This is a genomic window from Pseudoalteromonas sp. Z1A8, from assembly GCF_011378855.1.
Classification (GTDB): domain Bacteria; phylum Pseudomonadota; class Gammaproteobacteria; order Enterobacterales; family Alteromonadaceae; genus Pseudoalteromonas.
This window is the reverse complement of sequence record NZ_WTLB01000013.1, coordinates 24,023-42,770: the sequence shown is the minus strand read 5'-3', so window position 1 is coordinate 42,770 and position 18,748 is coordinate 24,023. Positions and strand designations below refer to the sequence as shown.

Annotated in this window: 16 protein-coding genes; 11 read left to right on the top strand and 5 right to left on the bottom strand. The window is 37.8% G+C overall.

What is annotated here, in order from left to right:
- Positions 1-22 precede the first annotated feature (22 nt).
- Together GQR55_RS07125 and GQR55_RS07120 are read right to left on the bottom strand one after the other, a co-directional pair.
- Positions 23-967 carry a hypothetical protein gene (locus GQR55_RS07125; protein ID WP_166420037.1) on the bottom strand — a complete coding sequence of 315 codons (945 nt, stop codon included), beginning with the start codon at positions 965-967 and terminating at the stop codon, positions 23-25.
- On the bottom strand, positions 960-1,826 hold the full coding sequence (locus GQR55_RS07120) for a hypothetical protein (protein WP_197180260.1): 867 nt from the start codon (positions 1,824-1,826) through the stop codon (positions 960-962). The genes GQR55_RS07125 and GQR55_RS07120 overlap by 8 nt, the downstream gene beginning before the upstream one ends.
- A gap of 251 nt (positions 1,827-2,077) precedes the next feature.
- Here GQR55_RS07120 and GQR55_RS07115 point away from each other — a divergent pair, with 251 nt between their 5' ends.
- The 3 genes from GQR55_RS07115 to GQR55_RS07105 all read left to right on the top strand — a co-directional run bounded on the left by GQR55_RS07115 (position 2,078) and on the right by GQR55_RS07105 (position 9,606).
- On the top strand, positions 2,078-2,932 hold the full coding sequence (locus tag GQR55_RS07115) for a S1/P1 nuclease (protein WP_166420036.1): 855 nt from the start codon (positions 2,078-2,080) through the stop codon (positions 2,930-2,932).
- A gap of 43 nt (positions 2,933-2,975) precedes the next feature.
- Complete coding sequence (locus tag GQR55_RS07110) at positions 2,976-6,149, top strand: TonB-dependent receptor (protein ID WP_166420035.1); 3,174 nt, start codon at positions 2,976-2,978, stop codon at positions 6,147-6,149.
- A gap of 343 nt (positions 6,150-6,492) precedes the next feature.
- A complete protein-coding gene (locus GQR55_RS07105; protein ID WP_165741878.1) occupies positions 6,493-9,606 on the top strand; it encodes a TonB-dependent receptor in 3,114 nt (1,037 codons plus the stop codon).
- Positions 9,607-9,657: 51 nt separating this feature from the next.
- Here GQR55_RS07105 and GQR55_RS07100 read toward each other — a convergent pair whose 3' ends face one another.
- Positions 9,658-10,089, bottom strand: a complete 432-nt coding sequence (locus GQR55_RS07100; RefSeq protein WP_166420034.1) for a MarR family transcriptional regulator — start codon at positions 10,087-10,089, stop codon at positions 9,658-9,660.
- Between the two features lie 151 nt (positions 10,090-10,240).
- On the opposite strand from GQR55_RS07100, the gene hmgA reads away from it, so the two are divergent.
- The gene (gene hmgA, locus GQR55_RS07095; RefSeq protein WP_166420033.1) at positions 10,241-11,542 is read left to right on the top strand and encodes a homogentisate 1,2-dioxygenase; all 1,302 of its coding nucleotides are present in this window, start codon (positions 10,241-10,243) and stop codon (positions 11,540-11,542) included.
- 2 nt (positions 11,543-11,544) lie between these two features.
- A complete protein-coding gene (maiA, locus tag GQR55_RS07090; protein WP_166420032.1) occupies positions 11,545-12,174 on the top strand; it encodes a maleylacetoacetate isomerase in 630 nt (209 codons plus the stop codon).
- 11 nt (positions 12,175-12,185) lie between these two features.
- Here the strand turns inward: maiA and GQR55_RS07085 are convergent, their stop codons facing one another.
- On the bottom strand, positions 12,186-12,419 hold the full coding sequence (locus tag GQR55_RS07085; RefSeq protein WP_007375551.1) for a TIGR02647 family protein: 234 nt from the start codon (positions 12,417-12,419) through the stop codon (positions 12,186-12,188).
- Positions 12,420-12,557: 138 nt separating this feature from the next.
- On the opposite strand from GQR55_RS07085, the gene GQR55_RS07080 reads away from it, so the two are divergent.
- Both GQR55_RS07080 and GQR55_RS07075 read left to right on the top strand, forming a co-directional pair.
- Positions 12,558-12,860 (top strand): DUF1496 domain-containing protein, encoded by a 303-nt coding sequence (locus tag GQR55_RS07080; RefSeq protein WP_166420031.1) that lies wholly within the window; start codon positions 12,558-12,560, stop codon positions 12,858-12,860.
- 54 nt (positions 12,861-12,914) lie between these two features.
- Positions 12,915-13,223: a VF530 family protein gene (locus tag GQR55_RS07075; RefSeq protein WP_010553962.1), complete on the top strand. Its 309-nt coding sequence runs from the start codon at positions 12,915-12,917 to the stop codon at positions 13,221-13,223.
- Positions 13,224-13,274: 51 nt separating this feature from the next.
- On the opposite strand, the gene GQR55_RS07070 is transcribed toward GQR55_RS07075, so the two are convergent.
- Positions 13,275-14,894: a diacylglycerol kinase family protein gene (locus GQR55_RS07070; RefSeq protein ID WP_166420030.1), complete on the bottom strand. Its 1,620-nt coding sequence runs from the start codon at positions 14,892-14,894 to the stop codon at positions 13,275-13,277.
- A gap of 349 nt (positions 14,895-15,243) precedes the next feature.
- On the opposite strand from GQR55_RS07070, the gene GQR55_RS07065 reads away from it, so the two are divergent.
- The 4 genes from GQR55_RS07065 to GQR55_RS07050 all read left to right on the top strand — a co-directional run bounded on the left by GQR55_RS07065 (position 15,244) and on the right by GQR55_RS07050 (position 18,717).
- Positions 15,244-15,768 (top strand): sigma-70 family RNA polymerase sigma factor, encoded by a 525-nt coding sequence (locus GQR55_RS07065; protein WP_165728357.1) that lies wholly within the window; start codon positions 15,244-15,246, stop codon positions 15,766-15,768.
- Positions 15,765-16,445 carry an anti-sigma factor gene (locus GQR55_RS07060; RefSeq protein WP_166420029.1) on the top strand — a complete coding sequence of 227 codons (681 nt, stop codon included), beginning with the start codon at positions 15,765-15,767 and terminating at the stop codon, positions 16,443-16,445. The genes GQR55_RS07065 and GQR55_RS07060 overlap by 4 nt, the downstream gene beginning before the upstream one ends.
- A gap of 158 nt (positions 16,446-16,603) precedes the next feature.
- The gene (locus GQR55_RS07055) at positions 16,604-18,196 is read left to right on the top strand and encodes a DUF4331 domain-containing protein (protein WP_166420028.1); all 1,593 of its coding nucleotides are present in this window, start codon (positions 16,604-16,606) and stop codon (positions 18,194-18,196) included.
- A gap of 11 nt (positions 18,197-18,207) precedes the next feature.
- On the top strand, positions 18,208-18,717 hold the full coding sequence (locus GQR55_RS07050; protein WP_166420027.1) for an Ig-like domain-containing protein: 510 nt from the start codon (positions 18,208-18,210) through the stop codon (positions 18,715-18,717).
- The last annotated feature ends 31 nt before the right edge of the window (positions 18,718-18,748 follow it).

Genomic DNA, 18,748 nt, shown 5'->3' with positions numbered 1-18,748 from the left:
TAATAATAGGAAAGTAACTGTGTTACTTTCCTATTATTTCAATATTGCCTTTTCTAATATTTGCCAGCCCATAACTATGCAGTCGAGAACGCGACCCTTCTCCATATGCTTTTGGGGGATAATATAATTCTTTCTCTTCAGGACATTCGTTAAGCACTTCATCTAATGCCGCACGTATTTCACTTAAGGTTTTTTCAAGACTATTATTAAAGTTAGGCCTTTTTCTAACCGTGTGACCAAGCTCAATCAACCTATAAAAATACTTATTCGCAAGCTCTAGCAGCTCCTCTGGTACATCTTTATTATGACTAAGCGTTACATCATCGTTATTTGTACAATACTCTACAAGTGCTAAATAAAAGCATAATGGCTTATTAGCTAAACTCATTTTTTGTTCTGGATTACAGCTACTCGATAGTGTTTTATCGTTAAGATCAACAATAAGTACAAGCGGCGCAGGCTCAGTAATTGTTTGATGCTCTGTATTAATCAATTGTTTATTACTTTGCTTAATAAACGCAAATTTTATCCAAAAGCTAACCAACACACTTAAAACAAAAAATATTAAATAATAAATAATCTGACTCAACATAAAGTGAGTGTGCTTAACGCTAAATACAACTAATACAAACCCGCTGTTTGTACTCAAACTACGTATTATTTGGTTGGGCTTTATAGGTGTTACCATCTCGCTTTTGGGCACAATAGTAACAACCCTAAGATCATCCGAATCGATATAGCTATTTAAGGTTTTAATGTAGCTATTAACCGCGTCTTTATTGCCTGAGTGTTTAAGCAGCTCATTTGATAAATCAAGTAAGGGTAAATCTAGTGCTATTTGCTTCTCTATCTGAATTATTTTTTGTTTAACTACTTGCTGGCTTTTTTGGGTTACAGAAATATAAAAAACAGACGATAGAATTAAAAATAAACATATAAAAACAAGTAATTGCTTATATTTACTCATCACTAACTTCCTCTTTTAAGTTTACTGAGCTAGTACCGCAACTCCAAAACGGCTGCACATTTTGATAGTAGTGCAACCTTTGATCTTTAGACATAGCAAGTAAGTTTTCCTGAACTGCACACAACAAATCAGTATTGTTTTGCCGCATTTTTAAATACCATCTTGTTCCAGAAATATTATTACTCAAAGGCGTAATATAATTTTTTGAAAAGCGTTTTTCGTCACTCTCTTTCCAAAATGAAGCAATAATATCGACTTTTCCGTCGGCTAGTAGATCACGTAATTCATTATGAGAACTAGCATAGGTAATTTTCAAATTAGCTAAATTAATATCCAGCTCTTTAAATACCTTCTTTGGTAATATGTGCCCTGAGCGGCTAGTTGGATAATCAAGCAAACCTATACGCTTATCTAAAAAGTACTGTTTTGTAATGCGAGGTTTTTCTTTAGACGATATAAAAAAGGCAGTGTAGTCAGAAAACCCAACAACGGGCTGGTAGTTATAAGTCGACTCAGCTTTGAAGGCGGCCATAATATTATTTTTAGCTAAAATTAAGTCAGCAATTCCTTTACCAACAAACTCAAAGCTTTCTGCGGTTCTATACCCCCAATACCCTTTTACAGAGCCATATTGTTTAGCCACTACGTTATCAGAACACAAATTCTGTGTTAATAACTTGGCTATTTTTTTCGATTGCGTGAAAATAATTAGCTGGTCTTTATTACTTGTTGCAGTTGTTTGACATTCTGTTGAGGTTTCAATCATAACTGGAAAATGCAAATCATCGTTGTATACACTAACTTGACCGCAAATCCACGTAACGACCAACAATAGAAACAAAAATGTAACAATTAACATTTTGTGCAACACGATATTTTTAAAATTCAAAGCAATGCTACTCAAAAAAAGATTATATAGTGCATTTGAACAATTTCGCTTACTTATTACAACAAGTAATTTTACCTGTTAAACATAAGCCATTGATTTATATCAAATCTAAATAAGAAACTATGAATTTTAATAAGTCCTTCCTATCAACACGAAAAGTGAGGACAATTGACCGCATTAGCTTATAGCAACCCCATGAAATATTCATTTAGGAAGTTCTAATGCATAACAGTATAAAGTACTCGATATCCTCTGCACTTTTGGTTAGTGCGATATTCACAAGCACCGACTCACATGCTTGGGGTCAAAATGGCCATCGTATTGTAGGGCAAATTGCACAATCTCATATAAGCGAAACAACTAAAGCAGCAATTAAGCCTTATTTAGATGGCGAGTCACTAGCTCAAATATCAACGTGGCCTGATGAAATGCGATCTGCTCCTGGTGAATTTTGGCAAAAGAAATCATCTCGTTGGCATTATATAAATGCAGCACCGGGTAAGTCTTTCAGCTTCAACCACGAACATACTAAAAACAAAGAATCTGTAAGTAATATCCTTGAAGGTATTCACTACTCAATGCAGACACTTACAGATACCAATAGCACGTTAGACGCTAAGCAATTTAGTTTACGTTTTTTAGTGCATTTAGTAGGTGATAGCCATCAGCCATTTCATGCAGGCAGAGGTGAAGACAGAGGTGGTAATCGTATAAAGGTTTCATTTTTTAATGAAGAAACAAATCTTCATAGCCTTTGGGATACAAAGCTAGTTGAAAACGAAAACTTGTCGTTCACTGAATACGCGCAATTTATCGATACTAATAACAGCGAACTGATTGCACAGTACTTACAAAGCTCACCTAAAACTTGGGTTGAAGAATCGCACAACTTAGCAACAAAAATTTATAAGTACACCAACGACGAAGTTGGATACAGCTACATTTATAACAATACGCCTATCGTAAAAACGCGCTTACAACAGGCGGGTATTCGATTAGCTGGATTATTAAATGCCTTATTTGACCCTTCTGCAAAAGAGTTAGAAACAGCACTAAAAATGACGACTGACAAATAAACTGTATTAAATTTATATAACCTACACACGGGAAATCAACATTATGACTAAGCTTCGCCTTTCGAAATTAACTGGAGCGGTAATTTTAGCGCTAGGTGTTTCTACAAGCGCAATGGCTGCTGATACTTCATCTGCAATGCGTGGTAAAATTACAACGCCTTCAGGTGGCAGTGCTGCAAACGTTAAAATCAAAGTAGTTCACCAACCAACGGGAACTATTAGCGAACTAACTACAAACGAAAGTGGTACGTTTATCGCTAATGGTTTACGTGTAGGTGGCCCTTACACGGTTATCATCGATTCTGATACGTTTAACGATACTACCGTTGAAAACATCTATTTAAATCTTGGTGAAACTTATCGTTTAAGCTCGCAGCTTGCTCCGCTAAACATCGAAAAGATTGAAGTGTCTGGTTATAAAATTGTTCAACAATCAGGTGGTTCTAGCAGCACATTTGGCTCTGACACAATTGAAAACATGCCAAGTTTTAACCGTGATATTAAAGATATTGCGCGCTTAAACCCGCTTGCCAGCATTAATGGCAATGGCGAGCTAACGTTTGCAGGTAGTAACCCTCGTACAAACGGTTTAACTGTTGACGGTATTGGTCAAAATGATGACTTTGGCTTAAACTTTGGTGGCTACCCTACTTCTCAGCCTCCTGTAGCACTTGATGCTATTGAACAAGTTTCTGTTGATGTATCTCCGTTTTCAGCTTCTAAAGGTAACTTTGGTGGCGGTACTATTAATGCAGTAACAAAATCTGGTACAAATGAGTTCAAATTCTCTGGCTTTTACGAAATCTCTACCCCTGAGATAGCTGGCGATGTTGATAGTATTGTACAAGAAGACGATCTTGATGAGTTAGGTCATAAAACTTACTCTACAAATAAAGTAGAGCCGATTAAAACTGAAGAAAGATTTGGTTTTAATGTCGGCGGAGCGATTATTGAAGATGAACTGTTTTATTTTGTTAACTATGCAGAATGGTCAAGCGAGCAAGATCTAGACTATGGCTTTGATGGCTCTGGTGCTTCAAATGAATTTAATACTTCTGAAGCTAACTATAATCGTTTCATTTCTATCTTAAATAATGAATACGGATTGACCGATTCATTAGCCGGTGCTCCTGAAGATACAAATAAAAACTTGCTTGTTAAATTAAGCTGGAACGCAAGCGACGATCATCGTTTAGATTTTACTTATCAATGGCAAGACGACCAAGATGAGCGTAACTCTAGTACAGGCGGTGACAATATAGCCTTAGTTTCAAGCACTTATGCATACGTAACTAAGTTTAATAACTTTTCATCTAAACTTTACTCTGATTGGACTGAAAACTTTTCAACAGAAATTGGTGTGTCGTATAAAGATGTTACCTCTGATAGTGCAACTCGCTCTAACTTAGGAAGTGTTACTGTTGAAGAAGACGGTCGAAATGGTCCTTCTTACAGCTTTGGTACCGATCAATACCGCCATGCAAACCGTTCAGAAACACAAAATTTAACTTTTACATTAGACGCTACGTATTTAATGGATGAGCATGAAATAAACTTTGGAGCTCAGTACGAGTCACTTCGTTTATATAACCTATTTGCTCAAAACTCGCTTGGTTCATGGAAATTTGATAGCTTAGAAAATTTTGAAAATCGTCAGATTGGTTCTTATGATTTCTCTTATCAAAATGCTTACACTAATGATTCGGCTGACACAGCTTACGACGTAAGACGTAACCAGCTAGCACTTTATATAGAAGATACTTTTTATGTAGGTGATGATTTAGAAGTCACAGCCGGTCTTCGTTACGAGCGTTTATCATCAGATGATAAGCCAACTTTAAACGAGAATTTTGCTAATACGTATGGCTTTACCAACCAAGAAAACCTTGATGGTCTAGATATTATACTTCCTCGTGTAGGTTTTAAATACTACGCAACGGAATCGCTTACTATTAATGGTGGGATTGGTCGTTTCCAAGGTGGTATACCAAACGTTTGGTATAACAACTCATTCCAAAGTGACGGTATTACCTTAGTATCAGCACAAAACGATGTAATTAATGATTACTATGCAAATAACACAGCTGATATTACTCAGGTACCTGATGAAATAAAAAATACATTAGAGCAAGGCGCAGGTAGTGTTGCGTATATCGACCCTGATTTTAAATTGCCTTCAAGTATTCGTACTCAAATTGGTTTTGAATATGAGTTTGACTCTGAATTATTAGGCGATGGCTTTAAATGGCAAGCAGAAATTGCTTATCATAAAAAAGAGAATGAAGCAGTATGGCATAATTCGTCTATTAACCCAGTGGGCTTAGCAGCTGACGGCGAACGTGTTATCAATCAAAGTATTTACAGTGGCGATAATGTTGATATAGAAATGACGAATTCATCGGATGATGGTCGTTCAATTATTATTTCAACGGGTATTGCTAAACAATGGGATAATGGTCTGTTTGTATCGGCAAGCTATGCTCACCAAGATGTTACAGAATCATCAGCAGGTTCAGCTTCTCAGGCAGAAGGTAACTATAAGCACAATATTACTGTAAATCGTAATGAAGATATTGCAGCACGTGGCTTTTACGAAGTTGAGCACAGCTTTAAAATTAACTTAGCGTATAACACTGAATTTTTTGAAGGATATGCAACCAAGTTCAATGTTTATTTTGAACGTCGTTCAGGTCGCCCATTTAGTTACACAATGAATATGTATAAAGATGAAGACTTAGGTGATACTAGCTCTTTATTCACTAATGGTGCTTACTTACCTTATATTCCAACAGGTGCTGATGATCCGAATGTAAATTGGGCTGATTCTAAAATGACTTGGGCTGAGTTAGAACCGTTATTAGAGCGTGCTGGTATATCTCAACGTGGTGGGATCTTAGGTAAAAATACAGCAACGCAACCTTGGGTTACTACAATGGATGTAAGTATCAAACAAGAAATACCTGGCTTTGCTGAAGGTCACACTGGTGAGGTTTATCTAATGATTGATAATTTCGCAAACCTTCTAAACAGCGATTGGGGTGTAGAAAAACGCTTAGGTTACTCTAACCAAACGATTTATGACTTTGGTGGTCTTGATGATCAAGGCAGATATAAAATAGACAACAGTTTTGGCGGTGCAGATGTGCGTAATTACTCGCAAATCAGTTCATCGTCATCAGCTTGGCAGGCTAAAGTTGGTATAAGCTACAAGTTTTAAGTCTTAAAAACTCTACATCAATAACTTGTTAAGTTATTTGTAAGTTACAATAAACCCATTACAAATTTGTAATGGGTTTTTTATTTCACCCCTACAATTTCACATGTTTGTCATAAACCCCACGTAATATATACCCCGATATAGAGTTATTGCTCAAAAAAACATTAAAATAGACAAAAATAGTACTATTTATTAAAAATATATTGCAGTTGTATTTTATTTGTAACGAATAAATAAGGTACACTAGTAACGGATTTTGAATAAATGAACTTCAACTGTTTATTTTACAAAATTTTAAAATAAAAATATAAAAATTTAATTACTAACTACACGGGAAAATTAAATGAAAACTCAACTTCGCAAAACAGCTCTTTCACTTGCTATTGCAGCATGTGTTGGTGTAAGTGGCGCTGCAATGGCTAACGAAACGACCTCTGCAATTAAAGGTCATATAACGGGCCCTAATGGCAACCCAGCAGCCGGCACTAAAGTAACAATTTTACACGTGCCTTCTGGTTCAGTAAAAACAACTGAAGTAAATGACGCTGGTTACTTTACAGCTAAAGGCCTGCGTGTTGGCGGCCCTTATAAAGTAGTTGTTGATTCAGATGTATATGCAGACCAAGAATTTAATAACATTATTCTTAATATTGGTAACGACTACCCAGTAAACGTTTCTCTTGAGTCACAATCAAGCATGGAACAAATTGTAGTTACTGGCGCGCCGATTAGCTCTATGTCTGGCGGTACTGGTCCAGCTTCTACTTTCACACTTACAGATCTAGAGAACCAGCCTGCTATTAACCGTGATTTGAAAGATATCATTCGTGTTGACCCGCGTGTAGCAATTGATGATAGTCGTGGCACTATTAACTGTGGTGGTGGTAATCCACGTTTTAATAGCTTAACGCTAGATGGCGTTCGTATGAACGATAACTTCGGTTTAAGCTCAAATGGTTACCCAACTATTCGTGCCCCTTTCTCTTTCGATTCAATTGAACAAGTAGCAGTAGAGCTTGCACCGTTTGATGTTCAATACGGTGGTTTTACATCGTGTAATATCAATGCAGTAACTAAATCTGGCGGTAATGAATTACATGGCGGTGTGTTCTTCGATTACACTAATGATTCAATGAAAGGTGATAAAATTGAAGGCGAAGACGTTGATAACGGTAGTTACAGCGAAAAACGCTACGGTTTTAATGTTGGTCTTCCGCTAATTAAAGATTCATTATTTTTATACACTTCATATGAAAAATTAGAAGGCGTAGCACAATTTAACTATGACCCTTTAGGTTCAAGCGTTTCTGCAAGTGATTTAGCACGTATCCAACAGATTTCTCAAGATGTGTATGGCTATAATGCAGGTACTACACCTTCAAGTTCACCAGTAGATGATGAAAAAATCTTAATTAAATTAGATTGGAACATCAACGACTCTCACCGTGCTAATTTAATATACAACTACAATGATGGCTTTACATTATCTCAATCAGATACGGGTTCAACTCGCCTTTCATTAGATAGCCATTTTTATGAGCAAGGTGCAGAATTCACTTCAATTATCGGTTCAGTTTATTCAGATTGGAGCGACGACTTCTCAACTGAAATTCGTCTAGGAAAATCAGAGCTTGATGCTCGCGTTGAGTCTTTAGATGCAGCAAGTAGCTTTGGCGAATTCCAAATAGAAACAAGCGATGGCGGCACTGTATATTTAGGTCCAGATGACTCTCGTCAATCAAACGATTTAGATTACGATACAACTACCTTTAAACTTGCTGGTACTTACTACCTTGATCAACACACAATTACTGCAGGTTTTGAATATGAAGAGTTAGAAGTATTTAACCAATTCGTACAGCATACACAAGGTGAATGGCGTTTTGATGATATTGAAAAATTCGAATCAGGCCAAGCAGCTCGTATTTATTACAATAATGCAGCTGGTACAAACAATCCAGCAGATGCTGCTGCAAGCTTTTCGTACTCACAAAGTACTTTCTATGTACAAGATGAATATAGCTTCTCAGACATTGATGCATCTTTAACGTTCGGCCTTCGCTATGACAGCTATAGCAGTGATGACAAACCAACATTAAACCAAAACTTTACTGACAGATATGGTTATAGCAACCAAGGTACATTTGACGGTATTGATTTATTTCAACCACGTATCGGTTTTGAATGGTATGCAACTGATGCACTTGAAATTCGTGCTGGTCTAGGCTTATTCTCAGGCGGTAATCCAAATGTATGGTTATCTAACTCATATTCAAATGATGGTATTACTAACATAGGTTTACAAATTCGTGATGTTGACCTATTCAATACACCAAATGTAAATGGTGGTGGTCCAGGTTTTGATGTACCTCAATCTATGTTTGATGAGATTGCAGCCGTTACTCCAGGTTCTGGTGACTCATCTGTAAATGCTGTTGACCCAGATTTTGAAATTCCATCAGAATGGAAATATTCAGTTGGTGCAACTTATACAACTGAAGACGAGTATGTAATTGCATTAGATTTCCTTTATTCTAAAAAACGTGATGCTGCAATTCTAAAAGATATTGCTCTGCAATCATCTGACGAAACATCATTTGATGGCCGTCCTCTTTTAGAATCAATTGAAGGTCGTGATGGTGATTTATTATTAACTAACGTCAATGGCGACAATGGTGATACTTCAATCATCTCTGCAGCTGTAAGCAAAGCTTTTGATAATGGTATTAAAGTACAGCTATCTTATGCTTATACAGATGCTGATGATGTTAATCCGATGACTAGTTCTACATCTAGCTCTAACTACGGTAACTTAGCAACGTCTAATGCGCTTAATCCGGGTATTGCATCATCTGATTATGAAATTCCACATCGTTTTACATTAAACCTTGCTTACACGCATGAGTTTTTCGATGGCTACAACACTCGCTTTAATTTATTTGGTGAAGCATACAAAGGTTTACCTTACAGCTTTACATTTAACGGCAGTGATGAAGCTTTCGGTGATGCCAATTCAAACCGTTCTCGTCAACTTCTTTATGTACCGTTAGTAAACGATCCTAACGTTGTTTATGACATGAGTGCTGATGATATCAATGAATTTAATGACTTCATTGCATCTGAAGGCTTAAAACGTGGTGAAATTTCAGGTCGTAACGCACAAAACTCTGATTGGTTTGTGAAGTTTAACTTTAAACTAACTCAAGAAGTACCTGGCTTTATGGATGGCCATAAAGGTGAAGCATTCTTTGTTATCGATAACTTAACTAACATGTTAAATGATGACTGGGGTGTGCTTAAGAAAGGTCCATTCGTTGGCGCTCGTATGATTTCAACTGATATTGATGATCAGGGTCGTTATGTTTATTCAAACTTTAACGCAAATAACGCAAGCACTACAACTCAACGTGACGCATCTCTATGGGAAATGCGTGTAGGTGTTCGTTACACTTTCTAATTTAGCTTATTAAATTAGCTATTATTTTAAAAGCCCACTTTGTGGGCTTTTTTATGCATTTAATTTGTTATTTAACTTTTCAAAAATACTCACTAACACTTCGTGTTCTTCGTTAGTCAAAGTGCTCAGTAATTGTTTTTCCCAATTCAATGCATCGGGTGCTATTTGCTCATATAAGCTTTGCCCTGCTTGGCTCAGTACAAGTAATGCTGCGCGCTTGTCTTGCTCATTTAACTCACTTCTCACTAAAGCTTTATCTATTAAAACTTTTACCGCGCGTGAAACAGTCGACTTGTCCATATTTGCTTGCGTGCATAAATCCTTTGCGTTGCTTTGGCCATACTGCGCTAAATTAGCAAGTATTCGCCACTGAGGAATATTTAAACCGTATTTAGTTTGATAAACCTCGGCAAAGTCGTTACTTACACGTGTTGCTACATTCGTTAATTGATAAGGTAAGAACGTTGCTAAATCAATTTTCATTTTTGGTTATCCCAGCTTTATAAGGCTTACTTTGGTGTTCATTAATATTTACACAGGTGCGTAGTTGCACATTTGATATTAGTCTCACTTGAGAGTATCTTAACTGAAATAAAAATAATATTAAACCAACCCCCTCTCACAGGAGTCAGTAATGACGACACAATTAAGTTATATGACAGGTTTTGGTAATGAATTTGAAACACAAGCGCTACCCGGTGCATTGCCAATAGGACAATTTAGCCCACAAAAGGTTAAATACGATTTATACACTGAGCAATTTAGTTCGACTGCATTTACGGCTCCTCGCGCTTCAAATCGTCGCACTTGGTTTTACCGCCTTCGTCCTTCGGTAGTGCAAGGTGATTACCAAGCAATTGATAACGGCTTAATAAGAACAGCCCCAATTACTGAGGCCGTAACACCACCAACAATGCTACGTTGGAACCCTATTGATATGCCTTCGCAACCTACTGACTTTATTGACGGGTTAGTAACTATGGCAGCTAATGGCAGTGCTAATGGGCAATCGGGTATTGGCATTCATGTATATGTCGCTAATCAGTCAATGCAAGGGCGTTACTTTTGCAATGCCGATGGCGAAATGTTGTTTGTCCCTCAGCAAGGTGAGTTATTAATTCACACAGAGTGCGGTAAGTTAAGCATTAAACCAGGTGAAATTGCTGTAATTCCCAGAGGAATTAAGTTCTCTGTTGATTTAATTGACGATACCGCGCGTGGTTATATTTGTGAAAATTATGGCCATGCGTTAGAGCTTGCAGAGCGAGGTCCTGTTGGTGCCAACGGTTATGCCAACGACAGAGACTTTCAATACCCTGTAGCTGCCTTTGAAGATAAAGAGGGTGACTTTGAGCTTGTCTCTAAATTCAACGGTAATTTATTTAGCTGTGAAATTAAGCACTCTCCTTTTGATGTAGTTGCATGGACAGGTAATAGTGCGCCCTATAAATACGACTTATCGCGTTTTAATGTAATGAATACAGTGAGTTTTGATCACCCCGACCCGTCTATATTCACTGTGCTAACCTCCCCTTCTGCTACTGAGGGTATGGCTAATGTCGATTTTGTGATATTTCCACCGCGTTGGATGGTAGCCGAAAATACATTCCGTCCGCCTTATTATCACCGCAATATTATGAGTGAATTTATGGGCTTGATTGAAGGTGTGTATGATGCAAAAGAGCACGGCTTTGTACCTGGTGGCGCAAGTTTACACAATTGTATGTCGCCACATGGACCTGAAGCCGACGTATTTGAAAAAGCCTCAAACGCAGAGCTTACACCACAAAAATACGAAAACACTTTGGCCTTTATGTTTGAGTCGCGCTATATAATTTCACCGACAAAATATGCATTAGAAGGTAAAGAGCGCCAACCAAACTATACCGATTGCTGGCGTACTATTAAAAAACAATTTACAGGTTCACAGGATTAATTATGAAATTATACAGCTACTTTCGCTCATCAGCGGCTTATAGAGTGCGTATAGCGCTTAACTTAAAAGCAATCGATCATGAACTTGCTATTGTTAACCTTTTAAAATCGGAGCAGCTTGGGGAGGAATACTTAGCTACTAATCCGCAAGGCTTACTACCTGCACTTGAAACCGATGATGGTGTATTAGCACAATCGCTTGCAATACTGGAATGGCTTGATGAAACTTATCCGCAATCACCATTAATTACAGGAACTGCGTGGCAAAAAGCACAAATAAGAAACTTAAGCTTTGCCATTGCCTGCGATATTCACCCTGTTAATAATTTACGTGTGCTGAAGTATTTATCGAACGAATTAGGTATTGATGACGAGGCTAAAAATAAATGGTATCGACATTGGATAGAAGTGAGTTTTGAAAAAATAGAACTGATGCTAAACGAAAATGACGACTACTGTTTTGGTAACCAACCAACACTTGCTGACATTTGTTTAGTGCCGCAAGTATTTAATGCAATTCGTTTTAACGTAGATATGAGCGCTTACCCAAAAATTGCAGCTATTTACGAGCATTGTAATAAATTAGCTGCATTTAATGATGCTGCACCGCAAAATCAACCCGATGCAAATTAAGCTAATTTAGATTAACTTTGTAGCGCGCTATGAATAACCGTAACGTGCTCAATTAAATCTAAGCCCAGATCAGTTAAATACCCGCCATCTGGGCTATCTATAATCCCTTTTTCAAATAAACGTTGCGCTGCACTAAGTAAGCTTGGCTCTGCGTCTGAGTGTAATTTAATACCCTGCATTTTGCTGTCGCGAGGAAACTTTGCTAATAGTGTGAATTCTTCGATCATTGTTTGATTAAATTGCATTGTGTGCACCTTTTTATTTGAATCTAAGTTGTTCTGTGAGTAACTAAGTTTATAATTAAAATCACTTTGTGTACTTTACACTAGCACGTTTTTTAGCTTAATGTATTATTTTTAACCCTCCCTATTTAAAGGCCTCTAATGCGTAACTTTTTAATTCTATGCTTTTGTTTTAGCAGCTTATCGTATTCAGTACTTAGTGAAGCAGCAACGCTTAAAACCCATTCAATTATTGATGCAAACCAGTTTGTAAACGAAGGGTCTAGTTGCTGGTACGACAACAAACGCTATAGCGAAGGCGCATTAATACAAATTCACTCTTTTACACTTTTATGCGGTGCTAAAACACCCCAGCACAGTAACAGCCAACTCATTTGGCTTAAAATAGATAAACAAGGTAATGCTATTTACCCAACAGCTCCTAAAACAATCACTGTGAATTAGCGCTAAAAGCTGATTTGAGCTACAATGCACGCAGTTTAAATAAGTAGTATGGCTATGGATAATCAACCTAAAAACCCTTTACATGGGGTAACGTTAGAACAAATACTTGTTGAGTTAGAACAGCGACTTGGCTGGAGAACACTTGGCGAGCAAGTAAAAATTAAATGTTTTACTGATCAACCGAGCATTAAATCGAGTTTAAAGTTTTTGCGTAAAACGCCTTGGGCTCGCGATAAAGTGGAAGCACTTTACATTCACACTATAAATAACAAACCTATTCGTAGACCAAAAAGTGCGCCGAGAGAAACATCTTCTCAAGCGCCGGATACAACAGGGTTTGTTTGGCCATCAATTAAAAAATGATGTGAAAAAAGGAGCTATTTCAGCTCCTTTTTAATTGTAACAAGTGCGATGTTATTGCTCTTTGCAAATCACATGTAATGAGGCCGGCTCAATAGTAATAACGAGTTTGTGAGCTGTTTTAACTTCCCCGTCAAGTACGTACTTAAGCTCTCCTTCACCTGTAACCTCAACTCTTTTAGCATTTGTATGATGCGAATTTATAGCTAAATGTGTTTGCGTTAAGCTACTAAACATCAGCTCCGCGATACTCAATATTGTCGTAGAATTTTCACTGTTTGGTGTTAGCCAATTTACATCAAGAAGCCCGTCACTATGATCTGGCTGCCCACCACCTTGAGCCAATAGCGTTGTAAAAGGCGCGGCATTTGCCACAATAAAGCTATTTGTACATATTTCTTTCGGTTCATTATCATCGAGTTTTACACTAAGTAGCTGTGATTTTTGCTCGCCAAAGGCTTCAAAAAAACCGTTTAAATAGGCAAGCTGCCCCGATTTATTTTTAGACTCTCTATCTGCTTTTTCAATCATTGATTGCTCAAAACCAATACCCGCGAGTAGTAGTACTAATTCGTTATTACAGTAAGCTGTATCTATTGTGCTTGTTTGACCATCTATAATTAAGTCACAAGCTTGTTCAACAGGAATAAATTTAGAGCTAATCCCCATCAATACATGCGCAAGTGCGTTTGCAGTCCCCATTGGTATAATACCTAGCTTACATTGTGTATTTACAAGTACGCTTGCAACTTCGGCCACGGTACCGTCTCCCCCACACGCTATTATCATGTCTGGTTTTTGCGTAATCGCTTGTTTAGCAAGCTCAATACCGTTTACGTCTTGTGAAGTAGTAAGTACTTTTAAATCGTAATAGGCCGATAACCTCGCAACAATTAAGTGCTCTTTTTCTTGCCATAATCGTGTACCAGATACTGGATTTGCAATTAAAACTGCTTTGTTTTTAATCAGCAGCTCGCCTTTTTTATGACGCTTAGCTAAATGACGAAGCTGATGCTTATTTAAGTTGGCGGTTTCGCGGGTTTCTTTTATTTGTGCAAGAATTTGATGTACATCAGCATCTTTATTTTGACTCAATAAGTAAGCTGCCATTACAAATACCGAGCGTCCGCGCCCTAAAGCACAATGAACAACCACACGGCGATTTTCTTTAATATGATGATGTATCCAATTAATAGCCTGATTTAACTGAGAATGGGTAGGAATACTATGATCGAGCACCGGAATGTTTAAGTAATTAATATTCTCTTGTGTTGAACTCCACTCAAGGCCGTCAAACTCGCACGTTACGTCTAAAATTGCCGTAATTCCGTTATCTTTTAATGTGTCTATGTCTGAGGGAAATAATCGGCAAGCTAAAAATAGGTTATCATTTATTTGTTGAATTGGCGGTACTTTGTCGTGCTTACGCGACCAGGCATTATAAATTTGCACACCAAATAAAAATGGTACAAATGCCCAGCGTATATAAAAAGGGATCACGCCATTTTCACGCTTTCTGAATATTTTTGCAGCGTTAAAAATATAGGCGGTGCTAACCAATAAAAGCGACAACGCTGTCCAATAAAAAACAATAGCAAAGTAAACTGAGTTCACTTCCCAACCAATAAAAATAAGTAGTAATGCTAAAAGTGAATAACCAATTGCAGCCCACATAGTCTCTCCTTTGTGTAAATAATTCCGATTTTCTAATTTTAATTTAAACGGCTTTATGTACTCTTTTGCAAATATCACGCCATATAAATGGCATTTTAAATTCAAATTAAAATCATAAGCTATTGATATATAATGTTAATAATAAAATAAATTTAAGTGCAATCTGCTCTTTGTGCATTTTTTACAAACATGTGAATAAATTATACCTATACGTTTATATTTCAAACACTGATCGGTTATTGCTTGTACTAACGTATAAAGCAGCTAATCTAAAAATCAATTAAATTTTTTGCATCCAAATCACGCCCTCAACCGTTTACTCAATGATAATAAGAAAAACAGGATCCCTATGGATAACGATGATTTACTCCCTCTTTTGTGCGCAACAGCACAAGGAGACAAAAATGCTTTCTCAAGTTTATATCAACAAACTAGCGGCAAACTTTTTGCTATTAGTTTAAATATGCTCACTAACAGAGCTTATGCAGAAGAGGCACTACAAGACGCTTTTATAAAAATTTGGCATAACGCATCTGAATATAACGCCTCTAAAGGCACTGTTATTAGTTGGATGATAAGTATAGTTAGGTATAGAAGTCTTGATTCGCTGCGCTATCACAAGGTACGAAAAGAGCAGTCGCTAGGCGATGATGAATATGAGAATGAAAGCATTGACATTAATTACGATGAAGAAACAAAACTGGTTAATTGTATAGAACAACTTGAGCCGCAACAAAAGCAGGCTATTCACTTAGCTTATTACAAAGGGCTGAGTCATAGCGAATTAGTGGATCATATAGAAACGCCATTAGGCACAGTTAAAAGCTGGATCAGGCGTGGGCTTATGCAGCTACAAAGGTGTTTAACATTATGAATTATAATAAACCCGAACTATTAGACGCACTTGCTGGGCAGTATGTGCTTGGCACACTTAGAGGGCTTGCCCGTAAGCGTTTTCAACGTCTGTTGCTTAGTTCAAATCAAGCACGTGAAGCAACAAGTCTATGGGAGCAAAACCTAAATAACTTAGCGAGTGCTATTACACCGCAAACGCCACGTGACGATGTATGGGTAAATATACTACAGCGAATTGAAAACCAGCAACCCACCAAAACGGTGATACATACTAAGCCCTCTATTTGGCGTACATGGTCTTTTGTGGCAACTGCCGCATGTATTGTTTTAGCCTTTTTGGTTATTCAACCCTCTACTAATGTTCTTCAAACGCAACAAATTGCCTTGGTTCAAAACCAAGACAAACAATCATTGTGGTTTATTGATGTTAACGAGCAAGGGCTTTCAGTTAAAGCCAGTAGCAAATTGGTTGCTCAATCAAATCAAGATTACGAGCTGTGGATGATTTTAAAGGGGCAAGATACGCCTATTTCATTGGGTTTACTTCCTAAACAAGGCAATAAAATACTTTTCAAAGATAGCCGCTTTAAAGCAACCGACATAGCGTTGCTTGCAGTAAGCTTAGAGCCTATTGGTGGCTCGCCAAATGGATTACCGACTGAGGTGTTATACACCACAGAGCTGGTACTTTTATAACCTTGCTATTATGACCAATGTTGGCTGCTTGTATAAAGTAGCCAACCCTCAATTCAAATTTTTTAACAAAATATAAATTTAATTTAACTTTTTTGCATCCAATTTAAATCCTGCCCCGTTATTAGCTATGACTTCAATCAAAACTAAAGGACAAAGTCATGAAAGCTTTAACTCCATCAATACTCGCAGTAGTAATATGTAGTACGTTTGTAAGTGCTCCAAGTGAAGCATCTAGCCACAGAGAAGCGCCAAATATAAGCCGTTTCCCGACTTTAGATTCAACCGATTTTTATGTATTTAATAGTTACGAGCAAGGTCGTGGCGATTTTGTAACACTAATAGCTAACTACATCCCGCTACAAGACGCATACGGCGGCCCTAATTACTTTGCAATGGATCCAGATGCAACTTACAGCATTCATATCGATAACGATGGCGATGCTGTTGAAGATATTACATTTGCGTTTAACTTTAAAAGCATGCTCCCTAACGATAATCAAGGCGTGCAATTAACGGTTGGACCTGAAGGAAATCAACGTACAGTTTCGGTACCACTTAAGAATGTTGGCGGCGTGGCTGCAGGTGATGACAGCGCAGCTAACTTTAGCGAATCATACACAATGAGCATGATAAGCGGCGCACAGCGTACTGGCGAAGCTACTGTGTTAAATAATACAGCATCAAACTCAAGTACATTCTCTAAACCACTTGATTATGTAGGTAATAAAACATTTGGATCGATGAGTGATTACCAAACTTATGCGGATCAATTTGTTTATCAGGTTTCAATTCCTAACTGTGAAAGCATGGCACAAGTTTTTGTAGGGCAGCGTAAAGACCCGTTTGTAGTTAACCTAGGTAAAACATTTGATTTAGTTAACTATGTACCTGTAGAGGGTGACAGCGCCCCAGGTGCTGGTGACGGCGGTGGTTTTCCAGGTGGTATAACGCAATCTGCTGATAACGACGATCTTGCAGATAAAAACGTCACATCAATCGCTATCGAAATACCAAAGAGTTGTATTGTTGGTGAAGGTAACGGTGTAATTGGCTCGTGGACAACGGCAAGCTTACCTCAAGCACGTGTATTAAACCCAAATGCTAAATTTGCTAATAATGCGGTAAACGGTGGTGCATTAACTCAGGTTTCACGCCTAGGTAGCCCGCTTGTAAATGAGCTTGTAATTGGTATTAAAGACAAAGATACATTCTCAACAGCGCACCCTAAAGATGATGCACAATTTTTAGATTATGTATCTCACCCTGCACTACCAGAGTTATTAAATATTTTATTTAAAGATGCTGTTAATACAACACTAGATACCAACTTTGAAACTCTGGCACCCACTAACTTCCCGCGTACTGATTTAATCACTGCATTTTTAACGGGTTTTGCAGACGTTAATCAGCAAGCAACGGTAACACCTTCAGAAATGCTGCGTTTAAACACAGCCATTGCTGCAACAGCGCAAGCTGATCAATCTGCATTTGGTGTAGCTGGCAATGATTTAGCGGGTTTCCCAAATGGTCGTCGCCCGGGTGATGATGTGGTTGATATTGCACTGCGCGTTGTGATGGGTCGTTTATGTCATCCTATTCCTGTAAATGGCGAAGACACTGACTTAGGCCTTTGTACACCAGAGGATGCTAATACGGGTACAGTTCCATTTACTGATGGCGCACCTGTTGATGCAACAATGATGGACTCAACATTCCCATACCTTGCAACACCTATTGCAGGATCTAAATAAGGAGTTAACTAATGCGTAATTTAAAAACTACCCATATTTGTGTTCTCCTCAGTGCATTAACATTGGGTGCATGTAGTAGCGATGACGATAAAAAACAACCTACACCAGTTGTAAATACAGCACCTACAGCAATCGATGCAATGCTAACAACACAAACTGAAGTAAGCATTACCGATATGCTTAGCGCGAGCGATAACGATGGCGATTCACTTACTTACTCGTTAACAAGTGAGCCAACACTCGGTACTGTTACCGTTAATAGCGACGGTAATTTTACCTATACACCAAATAAAGAAGCGACAGGTTCAGATAGCTTTATGTTTGGTGTAAGTGATGGTGTTAATTCGCAAGTTACTGCCACAATAAGTATTACGATTGAGGCGCTGCAAGTTGATTTTGCTCAATTTGCAACCGATGCATTTAATCAAAGCCCAAATGCAGAGCCGCTATCAGTCAATGGTCGCGTGTTTACAAACTCCGATACCGATGTTGATGGATTAATTTCAACAAACGGTAACTAAATTAGCAACTAAACAAGTAATTAAGCTGACA

What these genes read in the sequence shown, in the direction of transcription:
- GQR55_RS07100 (WP_166420034.1), bottom strand. Translation starts at nt 10,089, where the DNA reads ATGAAAATTGATTTAGCAACGTTCTTACCTTATCAATTAACGAATGTA.
- GQR55_RS07070 (WP_166420030.1), bottom strand. Translation starts at nt 14,894, where the DNA reads ATGTGGGCTGCAATTGGTTATTCACTTTTAGCATTACTACTTATTTTT.
- GQR55_RS07060 (WP_166420029.1), top strand. Translation starts at nt 15,765, where the DNA reads ATGAATTATAATAAACCCGAACTATTAGACGCACTTGCTGGGCAGTAT.
- GQR55_RS07125 (WP_166420037.1), bottom strand. Translation starts at nt 967, where the DNA reads ATGAGTAAATATAAGCAATTACTTGTTTTTATATGTTTATTTTTAATT.
- GQR55_RS07080 (WP_166420031.1), top strand. Translation starts at nt 12,558, where the DNA reads ATGCGTAACTTTTTAATTCTATGCTTTTGTTTTAGCAGCTTATCGTAT.
- GQR55_RS07085 (WP_007375551.1), bottom strand. Translation starts at nt 12,419, where the DNA reads ATGCAATTTAATCAAACAATGATCGAAGAATTCACACTATTAGCAAAG.
- GQR55_RS07075 (WP_010553962.1), top strand. Translation starts at nt 12,915, where the DNA reads ATGGATAATCAACCTAAAAACCCTTTACATGGGGTAACGTTAGAACAA.
- GQR55_RS07110 (WP_166420035.1), top strand. Translation starts at nt 2,976, where the DNA reads ATGACTAAGCTTCGCCTTTCGAAATTAACTGGAGCGGTAATTTTAGCG.
- maiA (WP_166420032.1), top strand. Translation starts at nt 11,545, where the DNA reads ATGAAATTATACAGCTACTTTCGCTCATCAGCGGCTTATAGAGTGCGT.
- GQR55_RS07105 (WP_165741878.1), top strand. Translation starts at nt 6,493, where the DNA reads ATGAAAACTCAACTTCGCAAAACAGCTCTTTCACTTGCTATTGCAGCA.
- GQR55_RS07120 (WP_197180260.1), bottom strand. Translation starts at nt 1,826, where the DNA reads ATGTTAATTGTTACATTTTTGTTTCTATTGTTGGTCGTTACGTGGATT.
- GQR55_RS07115 (WP_166420036.1), top strand. Translation starts at nt 2,078, where the DNA reads ATGCATAACAGTATAAAGTACTCGATATCCTCTGCACTTTTGGTTAGT.
- GQR55_RS07050 (WP_166420027.1), top strand. Translation starts at nt 18,208, where the DNA reads ATGCGTAATTTAAAAACTACCCATATTTGTGTTCTCCTCAGTGCATTA.
- hmgA (WP_166420033.1), top strand. Translation starts at nt 10,241, where the DNA reads ATGACGACACAATTAAGTTATATGACAGGTTTTGGTAATGAATTTGAA.
- GQR55_RS07065 (WP_165728357.1), top strand. Translation starts at nt 15,244, where the DNA reads ATGGATAACGATGATTTACTCCCTCTTTTGTGCGCAACAGCACAAGGA.
- GQR55_RS07055 (WP_166420028.1), top strand. Translation starts at nt 16,604, where the DNA reads ATGAAAGCTTTAACTCCATCAATACTCGCAGTAGTAATATGTAGTACG.